Here is a 25,884-nt window from a genome sequence, read left to right as displayed (position 1 = left end):
ATGGATTTTTTACAAAGTATTTTTCGGGTAAATTTAAATGTCCTTCCATTTTACTTGCTGGCTGTGATCATATCGTTTACGGTGCATGAGTTTGCTCATGCGTATTATGCCAATAAATTTGGCGATCCTACGGCCAAGCTACTTGGGCGCGTGACTTTAAATCCGGCAGTGCATATTGATCTGCTGGGTACGCTGTTACTGTTGATCGGAGGCTTTGGCTGGGCCAAGCCAGTCCCGGTCAATCGTGACAATTTTAGCCGCCCGCGCCTCATGGGCATTATTGTATCGGCTGCTGGTCCGCTGAGCAATCTGCTGCTTGCATTTGTGACTACGCTGATCTATGCTGTGCTGCTTCATTTTCAAGTATTGCCGGGAATGGAGAACCAGCGGGTGGCACAGGCAATCTATTTATTTATCAATGCACTGATCAATTTGAATCTGTTTTTGTTTATCTTTAATTTAATTCCACTGCCTCCACTCGATGGCTACCGGATTGTGGAGGATGTGGCTCCCACTCCTGTGCGCCGCAAGCTTCAGCAGTTTGAGCAATGGTCGATCTTTATTTTTCTGCTTATACTGATAATTCCGCAGGTACGAGCTGTAACGATTGAACCTCTTTACACGCTGTCTCAGATGATTTATATACAGTTTTTGCAGTTCTCTTTTTACATTACCGGACTGTTCGGAGCCTAAGGGCTCCCTTTTTTTTACGAAAATCGGTATAACATAAACAGAAGAGGGAACAGACTGGTCATACAGGCGCAAAAGATGATATGATGGTGCTTGGTGATTTTATCGGAATTTGTACGGAACGTTAGTGGATAATAGTTATTTTAGAATAGGTGTGAGAGAATGCAGCGTTATTTTATTCCGGCAGAGCAATTTCTAGAAGATCACGTAATTGTTACGGGTGAGGACGCGCGACATATCGCCAAAGTCATGCGAGGCCGTAGTGGTGACAAAATTATAGTCAGTGACGGGGTATCCAGGGAAGCGCTGGCTGCATTGGATACGATTGAGCAGGACCATGTAAAAGCGACGATCATCGAGCTGCTGGAGATGACCTCTGAACCGTATGTTCAGATCACCATCGCGCAGAGTCTTCCTAAAGGGGACAAGATGGAGACGGTGATGCAAAAATGTACGGAAATCGGAGCCACCGGTTTCGTACCGTTTTTATCCGAGCGTACGGTCGTACAGTATGATGCCAAAAAGGAAGGCAAGCGACTGGAGCGTTGGCGCAAAATTGTGAAGGAAGCGGCTGAGCAAAGCCATCGCAATCGGATTCCGGAAATTAGCGCACCCCTGACGTGGAAAGAACTTCTGGCTTCTTTTGCTGGGTATGATTTGATATGTTATTGTTATGAAAAAGAGCAGGGGCGGCAGCTACGGGATGTAATCCAGCCTTTCGCAGGACAATGGGCGTCCACAGACAAGCCGCGTGTGCTCGTAGTTGTGGGCCCGGAAGGCGGCTTTACTGAAGCGGAAAGCCTAGAGGCCGAGCAGGCCGGGGCACAGTCTACAGGACTGGGAAGACGTATTTTGCGTGCGGAGACCGCAGGTATGGTTGCATTGGCATGCATTTTATATGAGACAGGAGAAATGGGAGGGGTTTAATATGCCATCAGTGGCATTTTACACATTAGGTTGTAAGGTAAACTTTTATGATACAGAAGCGATCTGGCAGCTGTTCAAAAAAGAAGGTTATGAGCAGGTGGATTTTGACGAGCAGACCGCTGATGTCTATTTAATTAATACATGTACGGTTACGAACACCGGTGATAAAAAAAGCCGTCAGATCATTCGTCGCGCGATTCGCCGAAATCCAGATGCCATTGTGGCAGTGACGGGCTGTTACGCTCAAACTTCTCCAGCTGAAATTATGGATATTCCAGGTGTTGATCTTGTTATTGGTACGCAGGACCGAGATAAGATTATTCCGTTTGTAAAGGAGATCCAAGAGTCGCGTCAACCCGTAAACGCGGTGCGTAATATAATGAAGACCCGTGTGTTTGAGGAAATGGATGTACCTGATTTTGCTCATCATACCCGCGCGTTTCTAAAAATTCAGGATGGCTGCAATAACTTCTGCACCTTCTGTATTATCCCGTGGTCGCGGGGCTTATCCCGCAGCCGTGATGCGGCGAGCATTATCACACAAGCGCGTCAACTGGTGCACGCAGGCTACAAGGAAATCGTACTCACGGGTATCCATACGGGTGGTTATGGCGACGATATGGATAATTATGACCTATCCGATCTGCTGTGGGACCTGGAGAAAGTGGAAGGGCTGGAACGTATTCGTATCAGCTCGATTGAAGCCAGCCAGATTGATGAAAAAATGCTGGACGTGCTGAAACGCTCCAATAAGCTGGTTCGCCATTTCCACATACCGCTTCAAGCAGGGGACGATACCGTGCTGAAAAGGATGCGCCGCAAGTACACGACAGAAGAGTTTTATAACAAAATGCTTATGATTCGAAAAGCAATGCCAGATGTAGCGATTACAACAGATATAATTGTCGGCTTCCCTGGAGAAACGGACGAAATGTTCCGCAATGGCTATGAGCTGATGAAAAAAATCGGTTTCTCGGAAATGCACGTGTTCCCGTATTCCAAGCGTACTGGAACGCCTGCGGCGCGTATGGAGGATCAGGTTGACGAGGACGTGAAAAATGCGCGTGTGCGTGAGCTGATTGAACTGTCTGAGCAAATGCAGCTGGCATATGCTGAGAAGTTTGTTGGTCAGGTGCTGGAGGTTATTCCTGAAGTAGCTCCTAAAGGGACAGAAGATAGCGGCATACTCTACGGTTATAGTGACAATTACATTCAACTGGTGTTTGAAGGTAATAAGGATCTGGTTGGTAAGGTGTGCCGCGTGAAGCTGACGAAGGCAGGCGTTAATGAAAGTGAAGGCCAATTGGTCCGCGTATTGGAGAATGGGCTGCAAACAGCTTTGTAAAACAAAAAGAGCCTGAACAGGCAATAGCGATGGCCAACAAGGATTTCGCCTTTCCTTACAGAGAGGACGGAATCCTTGTTGCGCAAGGAAAGGAGATTACAGGATGGCAGCAAAAAAGGAAATTTCTGCAGGTGGCGTAGTGTTCCGCAAACAGGAGGAGCAACTTGAAATTCAGCTGATTACTGACCGATATGGCAAGATATCTTTGGCTAAAGGCAAAATGGAACCAGGTGAAACAATCGAACAAACAGCTCTACGTGAAATTCGTGAGGAAACAGGGCTGAACGGGCGAATTATTCAGCATGTGGATATGATTGCTTATACGTATCAGCACCCTGAATATGGGGAAGTGGACAAGGAAGTTCATTATTATCTCGTAGAGGCACTGGATGGGAATTTACAGGCACAGATTGAAGAAATCAAAGGCGTCGCATGGCATACGCCCGAAGAAGCTTGGCGTCTTCAGCGCCAGGGTGGATATGACAACAATGATGTCATTCTAAGCAAGGCGCTGTCCATGTTAGGAATTAACGTTTAGTTCTATGGAGGGACATACGCTCCTCTATACGTGTCCATATAGGTAAATAACAGAGGGGCAAGGCAAGCAGAGAGCTGATGACGTTAAACAGGGTTTGGGCATGCGCTACCTTGGCACCGGGCTCGGTAGATATCCAGGTGGCGACCATATCCAGTCCAGGGATCAACGGCATAAAGAGCAATACCCCGCCTACGTTCAACAGCACATGGGACCAGGCCACAAATTTTCCAGACACGCTGCCGCCAACAGCGGCAATCAGGGCAGTCACGCAGGTGCCTACATTGGAGCCAATGACGATGGCGATCCCTACATCGACTGGTAAGGCACCCGCAGCAGCCAGGCTGATTGCCATACCGATGACGGCTGCGCTGCTGTGAACCAGTGCGGTCAGGCAGGCTCCAGCAGCGAAGGCCCACCACATGTTGGCTGCAGCATGATCAAGAAACCAGCGGAATAGTCCGGCCTGTTCAATCCAGGGGCCGACGGCTTGCATCACACGGATACCTGCCAGAATCAGCGAAAATCCGGCAAAGACGAGGCTGATAAATTGTACAGCCTGTGGGCGGCTGAGCCCATTAGAGCTGGGTGAAGCTCCGGCAGCTGCATACTGGCGGCCAGCGACCGTTTCTCCCCACAGAACGGCAGTGCCCCAGCAGAGCAGTGAACCGCATAGCAACGGAACAGCCAGCTTGCCAAGCTGAAGCCCCATCAGCTCGGTCGTCAGGCAGGTGCCAATATTGGTGCCGAGAATGATGCCGAGCGTGCGGCCGTAGGTCAACAGCCCGGCGTTGACCAGTCCGATCGTCAGCACCGTTACAGCGGTGCTGCTTTGCAGTAGGGCGGTAATGCCTGAGCTGAACAGCATTCCCCGCCAAGGGGAAACCGTAGCCCGGTTTAGCCAGCGGGTAAGGAAGGGGCCAGCCAAATGCCGGAGGGCAGCTTCCATCAGCTTCATTCCGCCTAAAAAAATAAGCAGCCCACCGCACAGTGGGAGTATAACATGTATAAACACGGCCATAGCCCCCTTTTCTAGGTGAAAATACTTATGTAACAGCCTATGATCTGTCAAGGACAGCCATGACAAGCATGGGTGAGCAGTTTTTTACGGAACAATAATTTTGAAGTATCTTCACAAGCTTTAAAAGCGTGACATCGATATACAGGCGGGCAGTAGCAAAGCGGTTCGTTTGAATCTAGAGAAGCGCCAGTGATCGTAAGAACAAATGAACCGCGGAGCTGCGTCCCATCGAACACCACACTTTTAAGGACTTTAAGTAATCCAAGAATAGGAGTGAAGGATTTTGCCTTCAGTAATATTAGAACGTAGCCGCAAAAAAAGGCTGGAGCAAGCACACCCTTGGGTGTTTAAAAATGAAATAGCCAAGATTGAGGGTGATCCAGAAGCAGGTGATTTGGTCAACATCCTTAACCATCAAGGACGTTATTTGGCGACAGGTTACTATAATCCTGCTTCGCAAATTACAGTGCGTGTGATGTCCTATGAGCCGCTGGAAGTGATGGACCAAAGCTTCTTCGCCCAACGTTTCCGCAATTGCTTGGAGCATCGTGAACGCTTTGTGACTGGGGGGAACGCTTACCGTTTGGTGTACGGCGAGGCTGATTTTTTGCCTGGGCTGATTGTAGACCGTTTTGGTGATGTGTTGGTCGTTCAGCTGTTAACGCTTGGCATGGATCGGCGCAGGGAAGAAATCAGAGATGCGCTTGTTGAAGTCATGGGGCCAGTTGGTATATATGAGCGTAGTGATGTATCCATCCGCGAGCTGGAAGGGTTGGAACAGACGAAGGGTCCTTTGTACGGCGATTGCCCGCGCCATGTGGTGGTGACGGAAAATGGCTTACAAATCAAGGTCGATATCGAAGAGGGCCAAAAGACTGGCTATTTCTTTGACCAGCGTGAAAATCGTGCAGCCATCGCGCCGTTGATGACAGGTTGGGGAGCGCGTAGCGGAATTACGTTACAAGAAGTAGCTGCAACCCCAGGTGATGACGCCACAACGGTCATGAAGCCTGTGAATAAAAGTGGTAAGGTGGTTGAATTCCCATTCTGGGACGGTGCAACTGTATTGGAATGTTTTTCACATACAGGTAGCTTTACGCTCAATGCGTGTAAACATGGTGCGAAAAAAGTAACTTGTCTGGATATTTCTGAACATGCGATTGAAAGTGCTCGGGATAATGTGAAGCTGAACGGTTTTGAGGATCGCGTCGAGTTTGTCGTCGACGATGCTTTTCAATATTTACGTAATCAGGTGAAAGGTGTAGAGGAACGCACCGCGCGAGCAGGGGGCAAAGGAGATACATCCAAGCCGCTGACTGCGGGTGGCGGGCGCACCTTTGACGTAGTTATTCTGGATCCGCCAGCTTTTGCCAAAACGAAGAGTGCTGTCAAAGGAGCTACACGTGGATATAAAGATATCAACCTTCATGGGATGAAGCTTGTCAATGAGGGCGGTTATTTGGTAACGGCGAGTTGTTCGTTCCATATGCGGCCAGAGTTGTTTTTGGACACGATTAAGGAAGCGGCGGCAGATGCCGGCAAAATCCTCCGACTGGTAGATTGGAGAGCGGCAGGGAAGGACCATCCTCAAATTTTAGGTGTGGAGGAAGGTCATTATTTGAAATTTGCCATCTTTGAAGTGCGTAGCCGGACACGGCTGTAGACTTCATACCCTTGTCAAAGTTAATCTATTTTTAGGCGATAAAGATAACTAGGTGAAACAAACTCATTTTTAGTATAAATCAGTCCTGTAGAGAAGGCTTGCACCAAGCTATCCTGCGGGACTGTTTGTTTTTGAGAAGGGATCAATTGCTACAACATGGCAAACGTACGTTCTTTTCTCCTTTGCCTGATATGCTATACTGTTTAATAGAATGTTTTTGGTTGGAAAGGAGGCCGCATCATGTCGGTCCGCTTATTGATTGGCCGCTCTGGTAGTGGTAAAAGCACGTTAATCCGCAATGAAATGACGTCTATGTTACGCGAGGAGCCGCTAGGTAAACCTATGCTGTTACTTGTGCCCGAGCAATCGTCATTTGCTTCAGAGCATGCGTTGCTTACAGAAGCCGGAAACGGTATTCAGGGGTCGGTGCGCGCCCAGGTGATGGGATTCCATCGTCTTGCCTATTTAGTCATGCAGGAAACAGGGGGTTCAGCCCTGGTGCCTGTAACAGAAGAAGGCAAGAAGATGCTTTTATATAAAATTATTCGTCGTCGCAAGGATGAACTGAGTTTGTTTAAGGATTCGGGAGATCAACTCGGTTTTGTGGATCGGTTGAATACGTTGTTTACAGAGTTAAAGCAGTACGGAAATGATGCTCGGTCTGTACCGGAACAACTGGAGAGAATGCATGCTGCGGGGGAGTCCGCCCCGATATTAAGAGGCAAGCTGAAGGATATCAGCCTAATCTATGAGGATTTTGAACGGGAGCTGACGCTTAAATATATCGATGGTGAAGATACGCTTCGCATGCTAACAGAACAGATTGCACAGTCTTCACTTATGCGCGGAGCAGACATTTGGATGGATGGCTACCGAAGGTTTACACCGCATGAATATAAGGTGGTGGAGCAGCTTATGCTGCACGCCTCCTCGCTGACGGTGGCGTTGACCTGTAACCGCAGCTACGAAAGCGGCCAGCTTCCGCATGAGCTGGATTTGTTTCATCCTTCGGCGGCTACCTACGTCAAGCTTAAAGGAATGGCAGATGAACTGATGATTGAAACGCAGACACAGTTATTACGTCCCGATCCGATGCCGAGATTTAAGGAGCGTCCAGCGTTGGCGTATTTGGAGGCTAATTTCGAACATCGTACAGGGCTGCGGAATCAGGAACAGCGGATGCGGCTACAGCAGCTACGAGAGCAATGGGCAGATACACAACCGGAGGGCATAAAGCTGTATGCTGCGGCAAATCGCCGTGCCGAGCTGGAAGGAGCCGTACGCGAAATGCGCCGCTTGGCCCGTGAAGAGGGCGCGCGTTATCGGGAGATGGCCTTGTTTGTGCGTCATATTGAAGATTATGAGCCATGGGTGGAACCGATATTCAAGCAATATCAGATCCCGGTATTTTTGGATCAGCGGAGAAGTATACTTCATCATCCCTTAGTGGAATTGATTCGGGCTTCACTGGATATCGTGCAGCGACGCTGGCGATATGAGGATGTATTTCGTGCGGTCAAAACAGACCTTCTATTGCCGCTGGACGGTCGAGTGAGCCGCGAGCAGATGGACCGTCTGGAAAACTATGTGCTGGCCTGTGGAATACAAGGCAGCCGTTGGACAGATGGCCGGGCATGGCAGGCTGTACCCAGTTTGTCGCTGGAGCTGGAGGAACAGGAACGGAACCGTCAACGGGATGAAACGCTGGATTTGATGGAGTTGTGCCGAGATGTGATTGTGACGCCTTTACATGCTTTTGAGAAGCGTATGGGTAAGGCACGAACGGCGCTTGAGAAGTGTGAAGCCGTGTATCTGTTGCTGGAGGATGCAGAAATTGGTCACAAGCTGGACGCCTTCATTCATCAGGCAGAGGAATCAGGAAATCCTGAGCAGGCGAAGGAGCACCGCCAAGTATGGGATGCGGTGCTTGAATTGCTGGATCAAATCGTCGAAATGATGGGTGATGAGAGACTGGATACTGCTTTGTTTGCGGGTGTGCTGGAAACGGGATTGGCTGAGTTCCGTATGGGGCTTGTTCCACCGGCTCTGGATCAGGTACTGATCGGAAATACGGACCGTACACGTGTGTCCGGTATTCAACATGCCTTTGTGCTAGGGATGAACGAAGGAGTAATGCCGGCTGTGTTCCATGAGGATGGTGTGCTGAATGAGCAGGAACGTACGGCATTGAACGAACAAGGCGTAGACCTGGCACCAGATATGACAAGACGTCTGTTGGACGAACGCTTTCTCGCTTATACGGCCCTTACCTCAGCCGGTAAAAGCCTATGGATGAGCTATGCGGTGACTGATGAAGAAGGCAAGCCATTGCTGCCGTCAGAGTTAGTGCGACATGTGCGGCAACTGCTTCCTGGTCTGGATGAACGTCCACTGGCCGGATACCCTTTGCCTGGAGACGCTTGGACGACGCAATGGGAGTATGCTTCCCATCCGTCCGAGGCATTGCCGCAGCTCATTGCGCAATTACGGCATTGGCGGCGTGGCGGTGATATTTTATCTCCCTGGTGGGAGGTGTATAACTGGTATGCCAGCCAGCAGGGGCGTGAGAAGGACAAGCTGCGTCAGCTGTTGACCTCACTTTTTTACGAAAATCATGCCGAAATGCAGAAGGAAACGAGTCGCCGTCTATATGGCAGCAAGCTGCGCACCAGCGTATCTCGTATGGAACGTTTTGTCGCATGTCCATTTTCTCACTTTGCCTCTCACGGTCTTCGTTTGAAGGAACGTCAAATGTATCGTCTGAAGGCTCCGGATATCGGACAATTATTCCACGCAGCGCTTGGTGAGATGGCGATCAATCTGCGTGAACGCAATGTCAGCTGGGGAAGTCTCAGCACCGAGGAATGTCGCCAAGAGGCGGAAAGTACGGTGGAGCGTTTGGCACCTCGTCTGCAAGGCGAGATTTTAATGAGCTCCAAGCGGTATGGCTATATTTTGCGCAAGTTAAAAGACATCGTGAGCCGTGCTTCGCTAATTTTGGGTGAACATGCACGGAGAGGTAGCTTTGAGCCGATTGGGCTGGAGTTGGACTTCGGACCAGGTCAGCCGCTTCCTCCGTTAAGCTTCCGACTAGATAACGGCGTTGTGATGGAAATTGTCGGACGGATTGACCGTGTGGATGTGGCAGAAGGAGAAAAAGGATTACTTTTGCGTGTCATTGATTACAAGTCTAGCCAAAAGGATCTTAAGCTGCACGAGGTGTATTACGGCTTGTCCCTGCAAATGCTCACGTACCTGGATGTGCTGTTGAATGCGGCGGAGGAATGGTTGGGCGAGACTGCTTATCCGGCGGGTACACTGTATTTTCACGTCCACAATCCGATGCTGCAATCACCTAATGGCCTTAGCGCAGAACAGGCTCGTCAGGAGCTTTTGAAACGCTTTAAGATGAAGGGATTGTTGCTCGCGGATCGGGATGTAGTTGGGCAAATGGATACAGCATTGGACAAGGGCTATTCCTCTATTTTACCTGTTGCGGTGAAAGCAGACGGCAGTTTTTATAGCAGTGCTTCCGTTGCTTCGCCTGAACAGTGGGATAGCCTGTTAGCTTCGGTGCGCAATAACATTCGGACGATTGGTACACGGATGACCGAGGGCGATGTGGCCATTGAACCTTATCGCATCCAGCAAGAAACGGCATGTACCTTCTGTTCTTTTAAGCCTGTTTGTCAATTTGATGACAGTCTGGAAGGCAGTGATTACAACCAATGGGGGAAACCGGGTAAGGATCAGGTCTGGGATTTGCTCGGTCATACACAGGAAGGGAAAGGAGGAATGAAGCAATGATAGGCACGTCAAACGCTAAAGGCTTGCCGAAGCCGGAAGGAAGTATGTGGAGTGATGATCAGTGGCGTGCCATTTCGGAGTCTGGTAACAACATGCTGGTCGCGGCAGCGGCGGGTTCTGGTAAAACAGCAGTGCTGGTAGAGCGTATTATTCGCAAAATTGTCGATCACCAGCTCGGCTTCAGTGTGGATCGGTTACTGGTGGCGACCTTTACGAAGGCTGCAGCCGCTGAAATGCGTCAACGGATACGCGAAGCCCTGGAACGTGTGCTGGAACAGGAACCGGAAAGTGAACATGTGCGCCGACAGCTATCGTTGTTGAATCGGGCCTCGATTACGACACTTCACTCTTTTTGTATGGAGGTCATCCGCAGGCATTATCAGGCCATTCCTCTTGATCCCGGCTTTCGGATTATGAATGAGCATGAAACAGAATTGCTGCGCCAAGAGCTATTAGAAGAACTGTTTGAGGAGAAATATGAGGCCCATGATGAAGGCAGCACATTCCGCAGACTGGTCGACTGGTTTAGTGGAGAACGCACCGATGATGCCATGTATGTGCTTGTTCAGCGGTTGTATGATTTTTCGCAAAGTCATCCTTGGCCGGAGCATTGGCTGCGGGAGACGGCAGCAGCATTTCGTGTACAGGATGTAGCTGCGTTGGGGGAGACTCCCTGGGTTCGCAGTATTTTGGCGGATGCTGCACTTTCGTTGCGCGGAGCCGCGAGTTTGCTGGAACAGGCGCATGAAACAGCTATACAGCCTGGCGGTCCTGCACCCTATGCCATGACGCTGCAAGAAGATGCGGCGATGGTGAAGGAATTGCTGCAGGAGCTGGAGACACAGCCGTGGGCATCCTTGTATGATCATTTTCAGGTAGCGTCCTTTGGTAAGCTCAAGCCAGTCAAAAAAGATCAAACCGAGCCTGCATTGCAGGAACGGGTTAAGACGCTACGCGAGGCTGCTAAGAAAATGATTACAGATATGAAGGCTTCCCTGTTCGGTAGGAGAGCAGAAGCTTATTTGGAGGAACTGCATGCGACGGCTCCTCTGATGGACGAACTGGTGGAGACCGTGATTGCTTTCGGGGAACGATTTCAACAGCACAAGCAGTCAAAAGGACTGGTGGATTTCGGGGATTTGGAGCATTATTGTCTCAAAATATTAAGACATCCCGACTCCACTCCGTACAAGATGCTCCCTTCCGATGCTGCACTTGAATACAAGGCACAGTTCGACGAGGTGTTGCTGGATGAGTATCAAGATACGAATACCGTACAGGAAGATATCGTTAGACTGGTATCACGCGAGGAACCGGGTAACCGTTTTATGGTGGGAGACGTGAAACAGAGTATTTATCGGTTTCGACTGGCCGAGCCAGGGCTGTTTTTGAATAAGTATCAACGGTACGGTATGCAGGAGCAGGAAGATGGCTTTTTGATTGATCTGGCGCGTAATTTTCGCAGTCGGGAGGAAGTTGTCGATGCGGTTAATTTGGTGTTCCGCCAGATTATGAGTGTGGATGTAGCGGAAATTGAATACGATGAACGAGCATGGCTGGTGCACGGCGCGTCCTATCCCGAGAAGACAGAGCAGGAAGCTGCGTCTGCATACGCACCTGAGCTGCTGTTAGTTGATAAAGGTGGACGTGGTCTTTCCGAGACTTTGGAGCTACCTGAAATGGGGGACGAATCGGCTTTACAGGAAAGTGAGCTGGCCGAGCTTGCGGAGCTCGAAACGGCACAGTTGGAGGCTCGTGCGATCGCGCAACGGATTAAGGAGCTGACTGGAGATACTGGACAACCACTGTTGATTTACGATAGGGGATTAAAAGCGATGCGTCCAGCAGTCTACGGTGATATTGTCATTTTGCTTCGTTCAGCAAGCGTATGGGCTCCCTTAATTGTCGAGGAACTGCGGCTTGAGGGCATTCCAGCCTCTGGAGAGCAGACGACAGGCTTTTTTAAGGCAACGGAAGTTGAAGTGATGTTGTCCCTCCTGCACATTATTGATAATCCGCAGCAGGACATCCCGCTTGCATCCGTGCTTCGTTCGCCAATTGTCGGCTTGACCGAAGATGAACTGGCACAAATTCGGCTAGAGAAGCCGGATGGATTATTTTATGATGCATTGCTGGCGGCAGCAGAGACTGAACAAGTCGATCAGAGCGTAAAAGGGACCTCTGCTGACGTATTGGAGATGGATCTTTTCACTGAGGACTCGCTATCTCCACCCCACTCTGTCCATAGGGACGACGGCAATACGTTGTCTGCCCGACTACGCTCATTTTTGCGTAATTTGGACGCATGGCGGCAGGAAGCCAGACAAGGCAGCTTAAGTGCATTGATTTGGAATGTGCTGGAGGAAACAGGATATCTAGATTGGGTGGGTGGATTGCCTGGCGGCTCACAGCGTCAAAGCAACCTACGGGCCTTATATGACCGAGCGAGACAGTATGAGACTTCTACGTCCAACCGTGGCTTGTTCCGATTCCTGACCTTTATTTCCCGTCTGCGGGAGCGGGGCGGTGACTTAGGATCGATCAGTGGGGGGACTGAACCCGATCAGGCTGTCCGCATTATGACCATTCATAAAAGTAAAGGACTTGAATTTCCTGTCGTGTTTATTGCGGGGACGGCAAAAATGTTTAATCAGCAGGATCTGAATGCGCCGTTTCTTATGCACAAGGAGTTGGGATTTGGTCCTAAATATGTGGAGGAACAAAACCGTGTCAGCTACCCTACGCTGCCTAATTTAGCGATCCGTCGACGCTCACAGCTGGAGCTGTTGGCTGAAGAAATGCGTGTGCTATACGTAGCGCTTACGCGTCCGCGTGAAAAGCTGATTATGACCGGAACCGTGAAGGATCTCGCTTCCCGCGCAGCGGGTTGGGCACGTGCCAAGGAGCATACGGAAACAGTATTACCAGACTATATACTGGCGGCAGGTCGCAGCTATCTGGACTGGGTAGGTCCTGCATTGATTCGGCATCCTTCTGCGATTTCGCTGAGGGAAGCGGCAGGTGATCAGGATGAGTATTATCACAGACTGGAACATATGCCGGGGACAGACTGGTCATTTAAAATCGTAGCCTCAGAAACACTTTCTGGCTCTCGTGTGAACTCGGATCAAGAAGAAGAGGTATCGGCCGAAGAGCGCCAAAAGAAAACAGAAGCACTGAGAAATGTCGAGCTAATCGAATTGAACGAAGAGAGTGAGACGGATGTTGCTTCGGCTCTTTCCTGGACCTACCCGTATGAACGGGCGGGCAAGACAGCAGCCAATACATCGGTCACAGAGATGAAAAGATGGCTGGAGATGCAGGAAATTGGATCGGACGATTGGCTGAATCTATCTTCTATCTCCCAACAAGCAGACTTACCAGAAGATTGTGAAAATTCTGACACTGGGGGCAGTCAATTACACTTGCGCAGACCTAAGTTTATGGGAAATCAGCGACTGACTCCTACGGAACGAGGGACGGTCTATCATACGTTGATGCTGCATCTGCCCTTAGATGGAGTAATGAGCGCTGAAATTATTGAGGAAACAAAGGCTCGTTTGCTGAATCAACGCATTTTACTGGATGTTCATGCAGAGGCGCTGGATACGGATAAAATATTAAGATTTTTCTCAAGTGAGCTGGGGAGCAGAATGTTGCGTTCATCCCGTATTCAGCGTGAGCTTCCGTTTACTTATACCATGCGGGCAACCGATTACTGGAATCACAGTTTACCTGTGATGCTGCCAGAACAGAAGACAGTTACGGAAGGCGGGCAGGACGATAAAGTGCTGATGAACGGGATCATTGATTGTCTGTTCGAAACTCCCGAAGGACTGGTGCTGCTGGATTATAAAACAGACCGGGTCTCCGAATATCGTACGCTGTCACATTTAACGGACCAATATGGTTTTCAATTGGAGCTGTATGCCCGTGTGATTGAAGAGATTACAGGCAATAAGGTTGCTGAGAAATGGTTGTATTTTATAGAAGCTGAAGAGAGTGTGCGGTTGTAGTTATATATAGATAGGGAGAGGGGGAATAGCATGCGGATTTTGCATACAGGTGATTGGCATTTGGGTCGCACGTTGGAAGGGCGAAGCCGCCTGAAGGAGCAGGAGGCGTTTTTGGAAGAATTGGTGAAAATGGCTGACGACCAGCAGGCTGATTTGATTATGATGGCTGGAGATGTGTACGACTCAGTCAATCCTTCGGCCGCCGCAGAGCAATTGTTTTATGAAGCATCTGCGCGTCTTACGGCTGGAGGAAGACCGCTAGTCGTCATTGCCGGCAATCATGATCAGCCGGAAAGGGTAGCCTCGGTCACCCCGCTGGTGAGCGGGCGTGGAATTACATTGCTGGGACTGCCTCATGGGGAAGCAGTACACGTTCGTACACCGCGAACGGGCGAAATGGCATGTATTGCAGCCTTGCCTTATCCCTCCGAGTCTCGTCTGAATGAGCTATTGTCTGAAGACGGGGATGAAACCATATTACGCGAGGCATATAGCCGCCGTGTAGGAATGCTGATGTCGCAGCTAGGTACAGCGTTTCAGCCCGATACTGTTAATTTGTCGATGAGCCATATTTATGTGCTTGGCGGGCTGGAGTCGGATTCGGAACGCCCGATTCAGGTCGGGGGAGCTTATACCGTAGATCCGTCTGCTTTGAGCATTGGAGCGCAGTATACGGCTCTGGGTCATTTGCATCGTCCCCAATATGTGAAGGGCGATGGGCTGATGCGTTATAGTGGCTCTCCGCTGGCTTATAGCTTTTCCGAAGCTGGACAAGCCAAATCGGTTACGTTAATTGACGTGATTGCCGGCAAGCCAGCACAGGTTGAGGAATTGTATATTACCAGTGGACGACCATTAGTGAGGTGGCGAGCACGGGGAGGTCTGGAAGAGGTATATCGCTGGCTGGATGAAGGACTGGATGCTGATGCCTTTATTGACCTGGAAATTACGCTGGATGAAGCGATGTCAATGGGAGATATTCAACGGTTGCGCAAAAGCCGTGAAGGCATCATTCATATTCGCCCCGTGTACCCAGAAATGGCTGCGGCACAGTTGGAACAGCAACGTTCAGAACTGCCGGTTCATGAGCTGTTCCGGGCGTTTTACCAACGACAGACGGGCGGAGCACAGCCGGATGACGGATTAGTACAGTTGTTTCTGGAATTGGTAGAACAGGATGATGCAAGAGACCAAGCTGAGGAGGATGAGGTATGAAGCCGATCCTTCTGAAACTGGCAGGATTGCAAAGCTACCGGGAGTCGCAGGAAATTCGCTTTGACGATTTGACCGAAACGGGACTGTTCGGAATTTTTGGTCCAACGGGTAGTGGTAAATCAACGTTGCTGGATGCCATTACGTTGGCTATGTACGGTAAAGTGGAGCGGGCGGTGAATGGTACACAAGGCATTATGAATCATGCCGAGGATACGTTGTCTGTAGCATTTACGTTTGAATTAATGTCAGCTCAAGGACCTCGCCGTTACCGTGTAGAACGACGTTTCAAACGTGCAGGAGGCGTATCGGTTAATAATACGCTTAGCCGTTTTATTGCGTATACAGAAGACGGCGAGGAAGTGCTTGCCGACAAGGTACAGGATGTGACACGCTGTGTGGAGGAGTATATCGGTCTGAAAATGGACGATTTTACGCGCGCTGTCGTATTACCGCAGGGGAAGTTTGCGGAGTTTTTATCCTTAAAGGGCAGTGAACGCAGACAGATGCTGCAGCGTTTGTTCCATCTGGAGAAGTACGGAGATCAACTTGCACAGAAGCTGAGCCGCCGTGTGAAGGACAACGACATTGCCCTGAAATCGTTGGAAGCGGAGCAGCAAGGGCTGGGGGATGCGAGTGCTGAAGCGCTTGAGCTTGTAAAGCTGCGTCTTAAAGAAGCGATTGACCATGCAGAGGCTTCGCGCCGCGAGCTAGAGCGTGTTTCACGGGAAGCGGAGGCGCTGAACAAAACACGGGAACTGGTCATCGAGCTTCGCCAAAGAGTGAACGAGCTGGAGGAGATGGCAAGACAGGAACCAGGCATTGCTTTGCTGGAGCGTAAGCTGCGACAAGCATCTGCAGCGGAGGCGTTGCTGCCTGCACTGACGGATTGGAAAGAAGCCGTTGTCGAAGCAGAAAAACGACAGAAGAATGCTGAACAAATGGCAGTCCTGGCTGCCTCCGCAGCGGAGGCGGCGCTTGTATCTGTGCAAGCAGACGAGCAGGCTCGGCAAGCACTCAGTGCGGAAGAACCAAAGCTGTTGCTTCGGATCGACCAACTGGAGCAGGCACTTCAACTGGAACGTGATACGGAAGTGCTGCGGACTGAACGGGAACGTTTGGCGGTCGAGCTGGCGCATAGCGAACAAACCCTTGCTGAGCATGCCGCAGGTCTCGTAAAGGAACAAGAGTTACAGACACGAGGTTTGAAGCGGCAGCAGGAGCTTCAACAGGAGTTGAAGCAAAATGAAGTGCGGGCAGATGAGCGGCGTATGCTGCAAGAGGCTGTGCAGCGGCTGCAACAGCTGGAGACAGCGAATGAGCAATGGCGTGAAGCTGAACAGGAGTATTCCACTCAGGAGAAACGGCTTGCGCTAGCAGACGAACGTTTAAAGCTAATGGAGCAGGAGACACAGGAGACGGAGGCACGGCGTTCTATTCTTGCTGCACAAGTGGCTGAAGGCATTGAGGCGTTGCTGGCGCTGGAGGCGGAAATTACAGCCGACGTGTCGGCACTGGCTGCCGAGGAGGAGCAGCTGCGTCACGAGCTCCGTGCCGAGGAGCTCGGACGTCTCGCGCAGCACCTCGCTGCCGAGCTGCGTGAAGGAGAGCCATGCGCAGTGTGTGGCTCTCTGCATCACCCCGCGCCTGCCACTGTTGCGGCCCATGGCGCGGATTCCTCTGCGCCGGATGAGCTGCATCGCCTGCGGCTCGGCCTACAGGAGCTGCGCCTCACGCTGCGCCAGCAGTTGCACGAGCAGCGCAGCCTGCTGGCGCAGCCCGCCGCCGCAGACAGCGGTGCTGCCGCCACAGGCGAGCCTTTTACGCCTGCGGCTGCTATGCCTCGCGGTGTCGCCGTATGGGCGGAGCGCTGTACAGCGCTGGAGCGTGCTGCGGCTGAGCTGGCAGCTCGTGCGCATACGCTGCCTGCCGAGGCACAGGCACTGCGTGAGGCGGACGCCGCCGGACAGCAGCGGCGTATCCGTGCAGCCGCCGAGCAGGAGGCGGCGGTTGCAGCACTGGCGCAGGCGCGCAGCAAGCGTGAGGCATGCACCACCCGCAGCGAGGGGCTACGCGCCGAATGGGCGACGCAGCTGCCGGATGTCGGCCCCGACCAAGCTGCGGAGCGTTATCGCGCTATGCAGGAGCGCGACCGGCGTGCGGAGGAGTTACGATCCCGGCTGGAGACAAGCGTGACCTTCCTCGAAGAAAAGGCAGCGCGTGTACAGCAGATACAGCAAAGCATTATCGAGGAAGACAAAATCATTATTGCCCGTCGTACAGGGCTCCAAAGTAAAGATGATTTGCTGCGTGAAAAGCTAGAACAGCTACGGAAGTGGGTTGGAGAAGGCCAAGCAGCCTCATTGCTGGAAGAAGCGACCTCACGCTTGTTGGGACTGAAAAACGGAGCCGAAGCCGCTGCACGCCGCCGTACCGAAGCGGAAGAACGTAAGCAGCAGGCCGTTCATGCTTCACTGATAGCGCGACAGGCCTCCGACTCGGCAGAAGAAAGACGGCAGACGGCAGAATCCCGTTGGGGTATCCGTCTGGAAGCTTCCTCTTTTGCTACGGAAGCAGAGGTCATGGAATGCTGCTTGGGACCGGAAGAAGCCACACGCTATGAGCGTGAAGTGAGTTTGCACCGAGAACGGGAGAAGGAGCTGTCTTCCCGCTTAAAGCATGTCGAAGAGCAGTTGAATGGAGCAACAGTAACAGAGGAACAGTGGGAAACGACCACTGCGAGGCTGCGTGATTGCCGTGCACGCGACGAAGAGGCGCTTCAGAATCGCGCCAAGGCTGAGCGTGATTTAGAGGACTTGCAGCGTCGGCACGTCCGCTGGATGGAGCTGGAGTCCAATCGTTTGCATCTGCGTAGTGAGGCGGAAAAAATGTCCAAGCTCCAGTCTGTTTTTCGAGGTAATGCCTTCGTTGAATATATTGCCGAAGAGCAGCTCATGCAGGTCAGCCAATCTGCTTCACGCCGCCTGCGTTTTCTGACTAAGCAGCGCTATGCGCTAGAAGTAGATTCCAGCGGTGGTTTTGTTATTAGTGATGATGCCAACGGTGGAGTCAAACGTCCGGTATCGACCTTGTCCGGCGGCGAAACGTTCCTGACCTCTTTGTCGCTTGCGCTTGCGCTGTCAGCTCAAATTCAATTGCGAGGCCAATACCCTCTTCAATTTTTCTTTCTGGATGAAGGCTTTGGAACGTTGGACCCTGAACTGCTTGACACAGTGATTACCTCGCTAGAAAAGCTGCATCACGATCAATTATCTGTTGGTGTGATTAGTCATGTGCCTGAATTGCGGGCCCGGCTCCCACGCAAGCTAGTTGTTCTTCCCGCAGAGCAGGCTGGTGGAGGCTCTCGTGTGGTTATGGAAACATTTTGAAGCAATGTGATACGGATCACAGATACAGTTTCAAACTGTTGTTATAATACAGCTAAGCCGACAAGTTAATCATACAGCACCCCGGCGGACGTATGCTGCGGAAGAAATCTTCCCGTCATACGTCCGTTCAGAGGGGCTCTGCCAAGAGCTCCCGGGGTGCTTCTTTTTTTTGTAAGCCGGAATTCGCCCAATTTGATGTAGCACATAGCCCGTTTTTGAATAACATACGGTATACATGTAAGAGCCTAGGAGGAAACAACCATGGAAAAAAGCATGACAACCGAAAATGTTACAGCATCGCAACAAATGGATGCTAAAACACTATGTCAACAGCATATGCATCGTTATGTATGCGTATGGGTAAAGGACGGGACAATGTATGACGGAATTGTAGAGCATGTGGATGATGAAAAGATATACTTAGCTGTTCCTATGGGTGGAGAAGAAATGGAAAATGTTAATCTCCCCTATCCGCCTAACAATTGTGGATGCGGCTCTCGTGCTTATGGCGGCTATGCATCTTATCCTCCGTATCCTTATCCGTACCCTTACCCGGTCCCAGTACCCGCCTATGCGTACGGATTCCCATATGGACGTCGCCGCTTTAATCGTTTGATTCTGCCGCTTGCTGCGTTGACAGCGATTAGCTTACTGCCTTACTACTAATCCGATCTCCTTCGTTGCCTAACCATCGTTTACTCTCTCCCGCCTACAGCTCTTGTACAGTACAAGTGGCTAGATAGGCGTATCCATACATCATCACTAAGTAAGGCTGTTTCTTCCAGTATGAAGAAACAGCCTCTTTTTCACATCTACCGTCTCAATATGCAAATGAGCTATAAGGTTACAGCCTTTGGCGAGGTTACAATGATTTATGGATGACAACTGTATGGGTACAGTTTAATGAAAAGAGGTATCCTGTTTATCTATAAACCATGTTAACATCAAGCATGTACAGAAACATAAGAAGGAATTAAGCATGTAAAAGGATGTACAGAACAGGCAGGAGGATATCGTGAAAAAATATGTTTCGATTTTATTAGATATAGAGCTTAAAATTCGCGAGGGACAATATAGATCTGGTTACAAGCTACCATCGGTCCGTGATGCTTCGGAGCTATACAAGTGCAGCAAAAGTACAATTCTGCGAGCTTATGCTGAACTTGAAAGGAAGCATGCCATTTATTCCATACCGCAAAGCGGATACTATGTAGTGGAAAATCCCAGCGACGTACACCATAGCGATATTTCAGACTGCGTTGATTTTGCTTCAGCATCCCCCGATTTAAATGTTTTTCCCTATCTGGATTTTCAGCATTGTCTAAATCAGGCTATTGATACCTACAAATATCATCTGTTCACTTACGGGGATTCGCAAGGATTGGAAACATTACGACATACGCTCGTCTCCCATTTGGCTGATACTCAGGTATTTGCAAAAACAGATCGGATTATCGTTACTTCAGGTGTTCAACAGGCATTAGAGATACTCGCAAAAATGTCGTTTCCCAATGGCAAAGAAAAGATTTTGGTCGAGCAGCCCAGCTACGATATTTATTTGCGTTTTTTGGAGGAAGAGAGCATACCCGTCAATACGATTGCACGGACAGCGGAAGGTCTGGATTTTCATGAGTTGGAGAATCAATTTAAGCAGGAGAACATCAAATTTTTTTATACGATGTCAAGGCATCATAATCCTCTAGGTATCTCATATAACACGGAGGAACGAAAAACGATAGCTGCCTTGGCCGCCAAATATGATGTGTACATCGTAGAAGATGACTATATGGCTGATTTGGGAGTTGATCATCTCGTTGATCCCATTTATGCATACGATCAGACAGAGCACACTATTTACTTGAAAAGCTTCTCCAAAATCATTTTCCCTGGCTTGCGATTAGGGGTTGCGGTACTGCCAGAAAGCCTATTAAAGGCGTTCAGTAGCTATAAACGATATGTTGACACATCGATTTTGTCTCAGGCAGCACTTGATATCTATATTAAAAATGGAATGTATGAACGCCATAAACACACCATATCCAAACTATATTCAGAGCGCGTTCGTATTCTGAACAAGGCGGTGGAGCGATACAATCAGACCGGGTACATCCAAACTCCAGCTGCAACCTCGGGCGTTTATACGCAGTTTAAGCTGCCGAGGACGGTGAATTTGGAACGTTTGGTACACAGCCTTAACGCCAGAAACATCCAGGTTGTAGCTGGCAAAGGCTTTTATTTATCAAGCTACAGGGAACAAGAAAAATTTTTGCGCATAAGTATCTCGCGTGCACAGCCAGACCAAATTGATCAAGGGGTTAAATCTATAATAGAGGAAGTTAGTAAGGGAAACTGGTATTAAGCCCCATTTTCCGTTATGATACATATAGAAACACAGGCATAACCAATTATGATTGGTTATGTTTCTGTTTGGTGTGGAAAATACATAACTTTGAATGCCGACAGCAAGGACTGCTTGTGTATAATTGCTGATGATCGGCTCACTGCCAAAGGAGGGTTTTGAATGGACGATTTGTTTTTGAAAATTGTAGATGGAAGCATCCCCAGCAAAAAGGTGTTGGAAACCGACAATGTGCTCGCATTTCATGACATCCAGCCTGCGGCGCCAGTACACGTGCTCATTATTCCAAAAAAATACATCCCTTCAATGAATGCTGTAACGGAGGAGGATCTTCCTCTTATCGCGGAGATCCATCGTGTTGCGGTTGAGGTTGCGAAAAAGTTAGGAATTGCTGAGTCTGGTTATCGGTTGATTAACAACTGTGGCCCGGATAGTGGACAAGCAGTAGGGCATCTGCATTATCACTTGCTAGGGGGCGCCAAATTAGGTGCCTTGACAGGTATTTCGGACTCGCATTCTTAAAAATGACAGAGCTAGCCTTTTCAGTAATGCGGAACTGACGGGAAAAAAGGTTCCTTCTATGTACTCATTTTTTCTTATAGGTTGACACCTGGTTTCTGTTTCACCTATAATAAAATTTGATGAACCGTGTTATTGCTCTTGGACGGTCTGGTCGGAGGGAGGGAAAACTGGTGTCTGAAACTAAAGTTCGCAAAAACGAGACAATTGATGCTGCACTTCGTCGCTTTAAACGTTCCATTGCTAAGGATGGCGTATTGGCTGAGGTGAAGAAACGCAAGCATTATGAAAAGCCAAGCGTAAAGCGCAAGAAAAAGTCCGAGGCTGCTCGTAAGAGAAAGTTCTAGGAGGATCTAAGTAATCATGAATTTGAGCGAACGATTGAACGAAGATATGAAGCAAGCAATGAAGAGTAAGGACAAGTTCAAACTCTCCACCATTCGAATGGTTCGTTCTACGATTAAAAATCTTGAAATAGATTTGAAACGGAATTTGGACGACAACGAAGTGCTTGATATTCTGAGTCGTGAGATCAAACAGCGAAAAGATGCCCTCCATGAGTTTGAAAAAGCCGGTCGTGATGAACTTGCGACAAGCACTAAAGCAGAAATAGAGATCATCGCTCAGTACCTTCCTGAACAACTTTCTGAAGAAGAAATTAAAGTTATTGTACAGCAGACCATCCAGGAAACCGGTGCTTCTTCGAAAGCCGAGATGGGGAAAGTAATGACGGCCTTGATGCCTAAGGTAAAAGGTCGTGCTGACGGTAAGCTCGTGAACCAAGCGGTTCAGCAATTTCTGCAATAAACCTGCGACAAACAGGAAAACACAACACCCTCTGTTCACAGAGGGTGTTATTTCTATATGTGTGATGCCTGCCAAAATAGAATGGTGGAAGACGTCTTTGTGAAAGCGTTTTCTATGATTGTGTGAAACGTGATGTCTGTTAGGGGCGTAAAGTATTTGACAGGCGTCAGGATTAGCAATATACCCAATAATTTCACATTAAATCCTGAAAACTGTATAGTTTGTCTAACAAAGTTTGGTATGCTGTAACAAGGAGAGATTGAAAGGGGGGAAAGAAATGCATAGAGAACATCACCACTCCAGCCGCAAATTGATCTTTTTAACGTTGTGGATTATGATATCCGTTCTGTTGTTACCCTTAGTTTATTCTGGATCAGCGGCGGCTCAAACAAAGGGTGGAGCTGTGTTTGTTATACCAGTTGATCAGGAAATTGAACAGGGTCTGGGCAAATTTATGGAGCGTGGATTTGCAGAAGCAGTTGATTCTAAAGCAGGTCTGATTTTACTGGATATTAACACACCTGGCGGACGGGTAGATACAGCGGAGAAGCTGGGCAAACTGATTAAAGACAGTCCTATTCCGACCGTAGCCTATATAAGAGGTGAAGCGGCCTCAGCGGGTAGCTATATTGCGTTGAGTGCTAACAAGATTGCTATGAAACCGGGGAGTATTATCGGAGCAGCGGCGTTAGTAGACGGCAGGGGGAATGCTATTACAGACCCCAAAACGATAGCTTGGTGGAAGAGTAGCATGGCATCTGCCGCAGAAGCTGGCGGACGCAATCCTGATATCGCTAGAGGCATGGTCGACTCCAAAACGACTGTATCTATCCCGGAGATGAACTTTAATAAGGAAAATGGCCAGATCATTTCTTTAACCAGTGAGGAAGCGCTGAAATTGGGGTATGCGGATCACATTGCATCTTCGGAACAAGAAGTTATACAGTGGATGGGCTACAGTACAGATGATGTAATCCATGTGGAGCGCACATGGGCTGAAAAAGCAGCCGAGATATTGACCAATCCGATCGTGCAGACCTTGCTTTTATTTATTGGTATCGCGGGTGTAGTTATTGAGCTGCTTGTACCTGGCTTTGGTGTGCCGGGAATTTTGGGCGTACTTGGATTTGGTTTGTATTTCTTTGGTAATTATATTGCTGGCTTTGCAGGTTCGGAGACGTGGCTGTTGTTCATTATCGGTCTGGCACTGCTTATCCTTGAAATGTTCATACCAAGCTTTGGCATTCTGGGTATTTTGGGTTCCATCAGCCTTGTCGCGGGTGTAGTCCGTGCAGCATACAACATGCAGCATGCGTTTATATCTTTGGGGATTGCTTTTGCAGGGGCTGTTGCCGTGGTGGCGATCATCGCAGTTGTCTTTAAGGACCGAGGGATATGGAACCGTTTTATACTTCAGGAACGTTTAACGGCTGACCAAGGGTTTTCTTCGGTTGTGAATCGGGAAACGTTACTAGGTCAGAGGGGTGTCAGTCTGACCCCATTACGTCCAGCTGGAACGGTGCTAATCGCTGATGAGCGAGTGGATGTTGTAACGAATGGAGAGTTTATCGCCCCGGATATGCCGATTATCGTATCCAAAGTAGAAGGCGGGCGAATTGTGGTCAAGGCAGACGCAAGTGTCTAAGCAAGCTAACAACGAAGAATTAGATTAATGGAGGATGATGCGAGTGTTCGAATCGGGTATTGTCAGCATTTTGCTGATTGCCGTAGTAGCGATTATTGTATTGAGCGTGTTTTTTAGTTTCTTCCCGGTGATGCTGTGGATTTCGGCGTTGGCTTCGGGTGTTCGGATCGGTATCATTACGCTGGTAGCTATGCGGTTGCGGCGTGTCACGCCAAGCCGAATTGTCAATCCCCTCATTAAGGCTACCAAAGCTGGTCTAGGCTTGAATATCAATCAGCTGGAAAGTCATTTTCTCGCAGGGGGGAATGTTGACCGAGTGATCAATGCGTTGATTGCCGCGCAGCGGGCTAATATTCCGCTTGAATTTGAACGTGCGGCTGCGATTGATCTTGCGGGACGGGATGTTCTGCAAGCGGTCCAAATGAGCGTTAATCCGCGTGTTATTGAGACGCCTATTGTTGCTGCGGTCGCCAAGGATGGTATCGAAGTGAAAGTTAAAGCTCGTGTTACGGTGCGTGCCAACATTGATCGGCTCGTCGGCGGTGCCGGAGAAGAAACGATTATTGCTCGGGTTGGTGAAGGTATCGTAACAACGGTTGGTTCCAGTAACTCGCATAAAGACGTGCTGGAAAATCCAGATTCCATTTCGAGAACCGTATTGTCCAAAGGTTTGGATGCAGGGACAGCATTTGAGATTCTATCGATTGATATTGCAGACGTTGATGTAGGTAAAAATATCGGTGCCTTCCTGCAAACAGAGCAGGCGGAAGCTGACAAACGTATTGCGCAGGCAAAAGCCGAAGAGCGGCGTGCGATGGCTGTAGCACAGGAACAGGAAATGAAGGCACGTGTCGTAGAAATGAGAGCACGCGTGGTGGAATCCGAATCCGAAGTGCCTCTGGCAATGGCTGAAGCGCTACGTAGCGGTAAACTTGGCGTCATGGACTATATGAATTTAAAAAATATTGAGGCAGATACGCAAATGCGTAGTTCCTTAGGCAAACCGAATGAGAACTCGGGGAATGATAACAAAAGCCGGGATTAACTAACGGGACGTAGCCTATGAATTAGGCAGTTAGGCGGTGAGTGATGAACTTTATCAGCTGGATCTTTGACCATTTGTATATCTTGCTCGTGATTGGCTTTGCGCTGGTGTCCTTCTTGGGGAAAAGCATTCAAGGCGGAGATCGGAAATCTTCCCGGCGGCAAGGTATGCCTACTTTTGGTGGTGATCATGGTTCGCGCGGGTCCTCGACGTCGCCCAGACCTTTCACAACGGAACCTGAGCAAGAGCGACGTCAGCAAGATGTTACTGGAGAATTGCAACGTCAATTTCCTAATGAGCGACGTGCGGTGATCGAAGCTCGTCGTATAGAAGAAGTAGGAGACGGGCTGGAAAAGGAAGAACGGATGGACCAAGATTCATTAGATAACGGTACGACTTTAGAGGATCGAATTCGTATTATGGAAGAAGAGCGAAGGATGGTTTTAGCCCGTCTCGATCGTATATCCAATGCGAGAGATTCGGAGGAAATTACAGATGGGCTAGAGCAAACTTCACAAGAGAGTGGTACAGTGAATGCAGATGACCTACGCAGAGGTGTAATTTGGGCAGAGATATTAGGGCCTCCGCGTTCCAAGCGTTACATGGGTGGAGGAAGACGCTAAAATAATCGTAGATCTGTCACGGCTTTGGCTGTGGCGGATCTTTTTTTACGATGTTTTTAGCGATACATAAACATGCTGGAATAAAAAAAGACTTAACGGCAAATGCTCTAATTACCTGACAGCGAATGTGAAGATCTCATATATGCTACATTTTTCTCACATTTACTGTCATCTAAAAAGACGGCATTTTGTCTAGTTTGGGATCTGATTTGTGAAAATATATTCGTGAAAAATGATCAAATGTAACAATGTGAACGAAGCTTACCAAAAGTCGTTTTCAT

The 25,884-nt window shown here is 49.3% G+C and carries 18 protein-coding genes; 17 read left to right on the top strand and 1 reads right to left on the bottom strand.

What is annotated here, in order from left to right:
• The 4 genes from EGM68_RS17160 to EGM68_RS17145 all read left to right on the top strand — a co-directional run bounded on the left by EGM68_RS17160 (window position 1) and on the right by EGM68_RS17145 (window position 3,500).
• Window positions 1–693 (top strand): site-2 protease family protein, encoded by a 693-nt coding sequence (locus EGM68_RS17160; protein WP_013372166.1) that lies wholly within the window; start codon window positions 1–3, stop codon window positions 691–693.
• Window positions 694–852: 159 nt separating this feature from the next.
• Window positions 853–1,617 carry a 16S rRNA (uracil(1498)-N(3))-methyltransferase gene (locus EGM68_RS17155; protein WP_129549642.1) on the top strand — a complete coding sequence of 255 codons (765 nt, stop codon included), beginning with the start codon at window positions 853–855 and terminating at the stop codon, window positions 1,615–1,617.
• A gap of 1 nt (window position 1,618) precedes the next feature.
• Entirely contained in the window at window positions 1,619–2,962 is a 1,344-nt protein-coding gene (gene mtaB / locus EGM68_RS17150) for a tRNA (N(6)-L-threonylcarbamoyladenosine(37)-C(2))-methylthiotransferase MtaB (protein ID WP_013372164.1), read from the top strand.
• Between the two features lie 103 nt (window positions 2,963–3,065).
• Complete coding sequence (locus EGM68_RS17145; RefSeq protein WP_013372163.1) at window positions 3,066–3,500, top strand: NUDIX hydrolase; 435 nt, start codon at window positions 3,066–3,068, stop codon at window positions 3,498–3,500.
• Here the strand turns inward: EGM68_RS17145 and EGM68_RS17140 are convergent.
• A complete protein-coding gene (locus EGM68_RS17140) occupies window positions 3,490–4,512 on the bottom strand; it encodes a Na/Pi cotransporter family protein (RefSeq protein ID WP_129549641.1) in 1,023 nt (340 codons plus the stop codon). The genes EGM68_RS17145 and EGM68_RS17140 overlap by 11 nt on opposite strands.
• Window positions 4,513–4,801: 289 nt before the next feature.
• Here EGM68_RS17140 and EGM68_RS17135 point away from each other — a divergent pair, with 289 nt between their 5' ends.
• The 13 genes from EGM68_RS17135 to EGM68_RS17075 all read left to right on the top strand — a co-directional run bounded on the left by EGM68_RS17135 (window position 4,802) and on the right by EGM68_RS17075 (window position 25,603).
• Window positions 4,802–6,181: a class I SAM-dependent rRNA methyltransferase gene (locus EGM68_RS17135; protein WP_040103303.1), complete on the top strand. Its 1,380-nt coding sequence runs from the start codon at window positions 4,802–4,804 to the stop codon at window positions 6,179–6,181.
• Window positions 6,182–6,421: 240 nt separating this feature from the next.
• Window positions 6,422–9,988 carry a helicase-exonuclease AddAB subunit AddB gene (gene addB, locus EGM68_RS17130; RefSeq protein WP_129549640.1) on the top strand — a complete coding sequence of 1,189 codons (3,567 nt, stop codon included), beginning with the start codon at window positions 6,422–6,424 and terminating at the stop codon, window positions 9,986–9,988.
• Window positions 9,985–14,004 carry a helicase-exonuclease AddAB subunit AddA gene (addA, locus tag EGM68_RS17125; protein WP_129549639.1) on the top strand — a complete coding sequence of 1,340 codons (4,020 nt, stop codon included), beginning with the start codon at window positions 9,985–9,987 and terminating at the stop codon, window positions 14,002–14,004. Before addB ends, addA begins: the two co-directional genes overlap by 4 nt.
• Window positions 14,005–14,034: 30 nt before the next feature.
• Window positions 14,035–15,219, top strand: coding sequence for an exonuclease SbcCD subunit D (locus EGM68_RS17120; RefSeq protein WP_013372157.1), 1,185 nt, complete (start codon window positions 14,035–14,037; stop codon window positions 15,217–15,219).
• Entirely contained in the window at window positions 15,216–18,605 is a 3,390-nt protein-coding gene (locus tag EGM68_RS17115) for an AAA family ATPase (protein WP_129549638.1), read from the top strand. Before EGM68_RS17120 ends, EGM68_RS17115 begins: the two co-directional genes overlap by 4 nt.
• Window positions 18,606–18,866: 261 nt before the next feature.
• On the top strand, window positions 18,867–19,271 hold the full coding sequence (locus EGM68_RS17110; protein ID WP_129549637.1) for a hypothetical protein: 405 nt from the start codon (window positions 18,867–18,869) through the stop codon (window positions 19,269–19,271).
• Between the two features lie 349 nt (window positions 19,272–19,620).
• On the top strand, window positions 19,621–20,964 hold the full coding sequence (locus tag EGM68_RS17105; protein WP_129549636.1) for an aminotransferase-like domain-containing protein: 1,344 nt from the start codon (window positions 19,621–19,623) through the stop codon (window positions 20,962–20,964).
• Between the two features lie 162 nt (window positions 20,965–21,126).
• Entirely contained in the window at window positions 21,127–21,486 is a 360-nt protein-coding gene (locus tag EGM68_RS17100) for a histidine triad nucleotide-binding protein (protein ID WP_013372152.1), read from the top strand.
• A gap of 170 nt (window positions 21,487–21,656) precedes the next feature.
• Window positions 21,657–21,830 carry a 30S ribosomal protein S21 gene (gene rpsU, locus EGM68_RS17095; RefSeq protein WP_005547957.1) on the top strand — a complete coding sequence of 58 codons (174 nt, stop codon included), beginning with the start codon at window positions 21,657–21,659 and terminating at the stop codon, window positions 21,828–21,830.
• 16 nt (window positions 21,831–21,846) lie between these two features.
• A complete protein-coding gene (locus tag EGM68_RS17090; RefSeq protein WP_013372151.1) occupies window positions 21,847–22,290 on the top strand; it encodes a GatB/YqeY domain-containing protein in 444 nt (147 codons plus the stop codon).
• Window positions 22,291–22,567: 277 nt separating this feature from the next.
• Window positions 22,568–23,935, top strand: coding sequence for an NfeD family protein (locus EGM68_RS17085; protein ID WP_129549635.1), 1,368 nt, complete (start codon window positions 22,568–22,570; stop codon window positions 23,933–23,935).
• Window positions 23,936–23,978: 43 nt separating this feature from the next.
• A complete protein-coding gene (floA, locus tag EGM68_RS17080; RefSeq protein ID WP_016324559.1) occupies window positions 23,979–24,980 on the top strand; it encodes a flotillin-like protein FloA in 1,002 nt (333 codons plus the stop codon).
• A gap of 44 nt (window positions 24,981–25,024) precedes the next feature.
• Window positions 25,025–25,603: a YqfB family membrane protein gene (locus EGM68_RS17075; RefSeq protein ID WP_129549634.1), complete on the top strand. Its 579-nt coding sequence runs from the start codon at window positions 25,025–25,027 to the stop codon at window positions 25,601–25,603.
• Window positions 25,604–25,884: the final 281 nt, after the last annotated feature.

Origin of the sequence: Paenibacillus sp. M-152, from assembly GCF_003856555.1 — a bacterium.
In the GTDB taxonomy this organism is placed as follows: Bacteria; Bacillota; Bacilli; order Paenibacillales; family Paenibacillaceae; genus Paenibacillus; species Paenibacillus polymyxa_C.
This window is presented reverse-complemented; position numbering and strand designations above follow the sequence as displayed.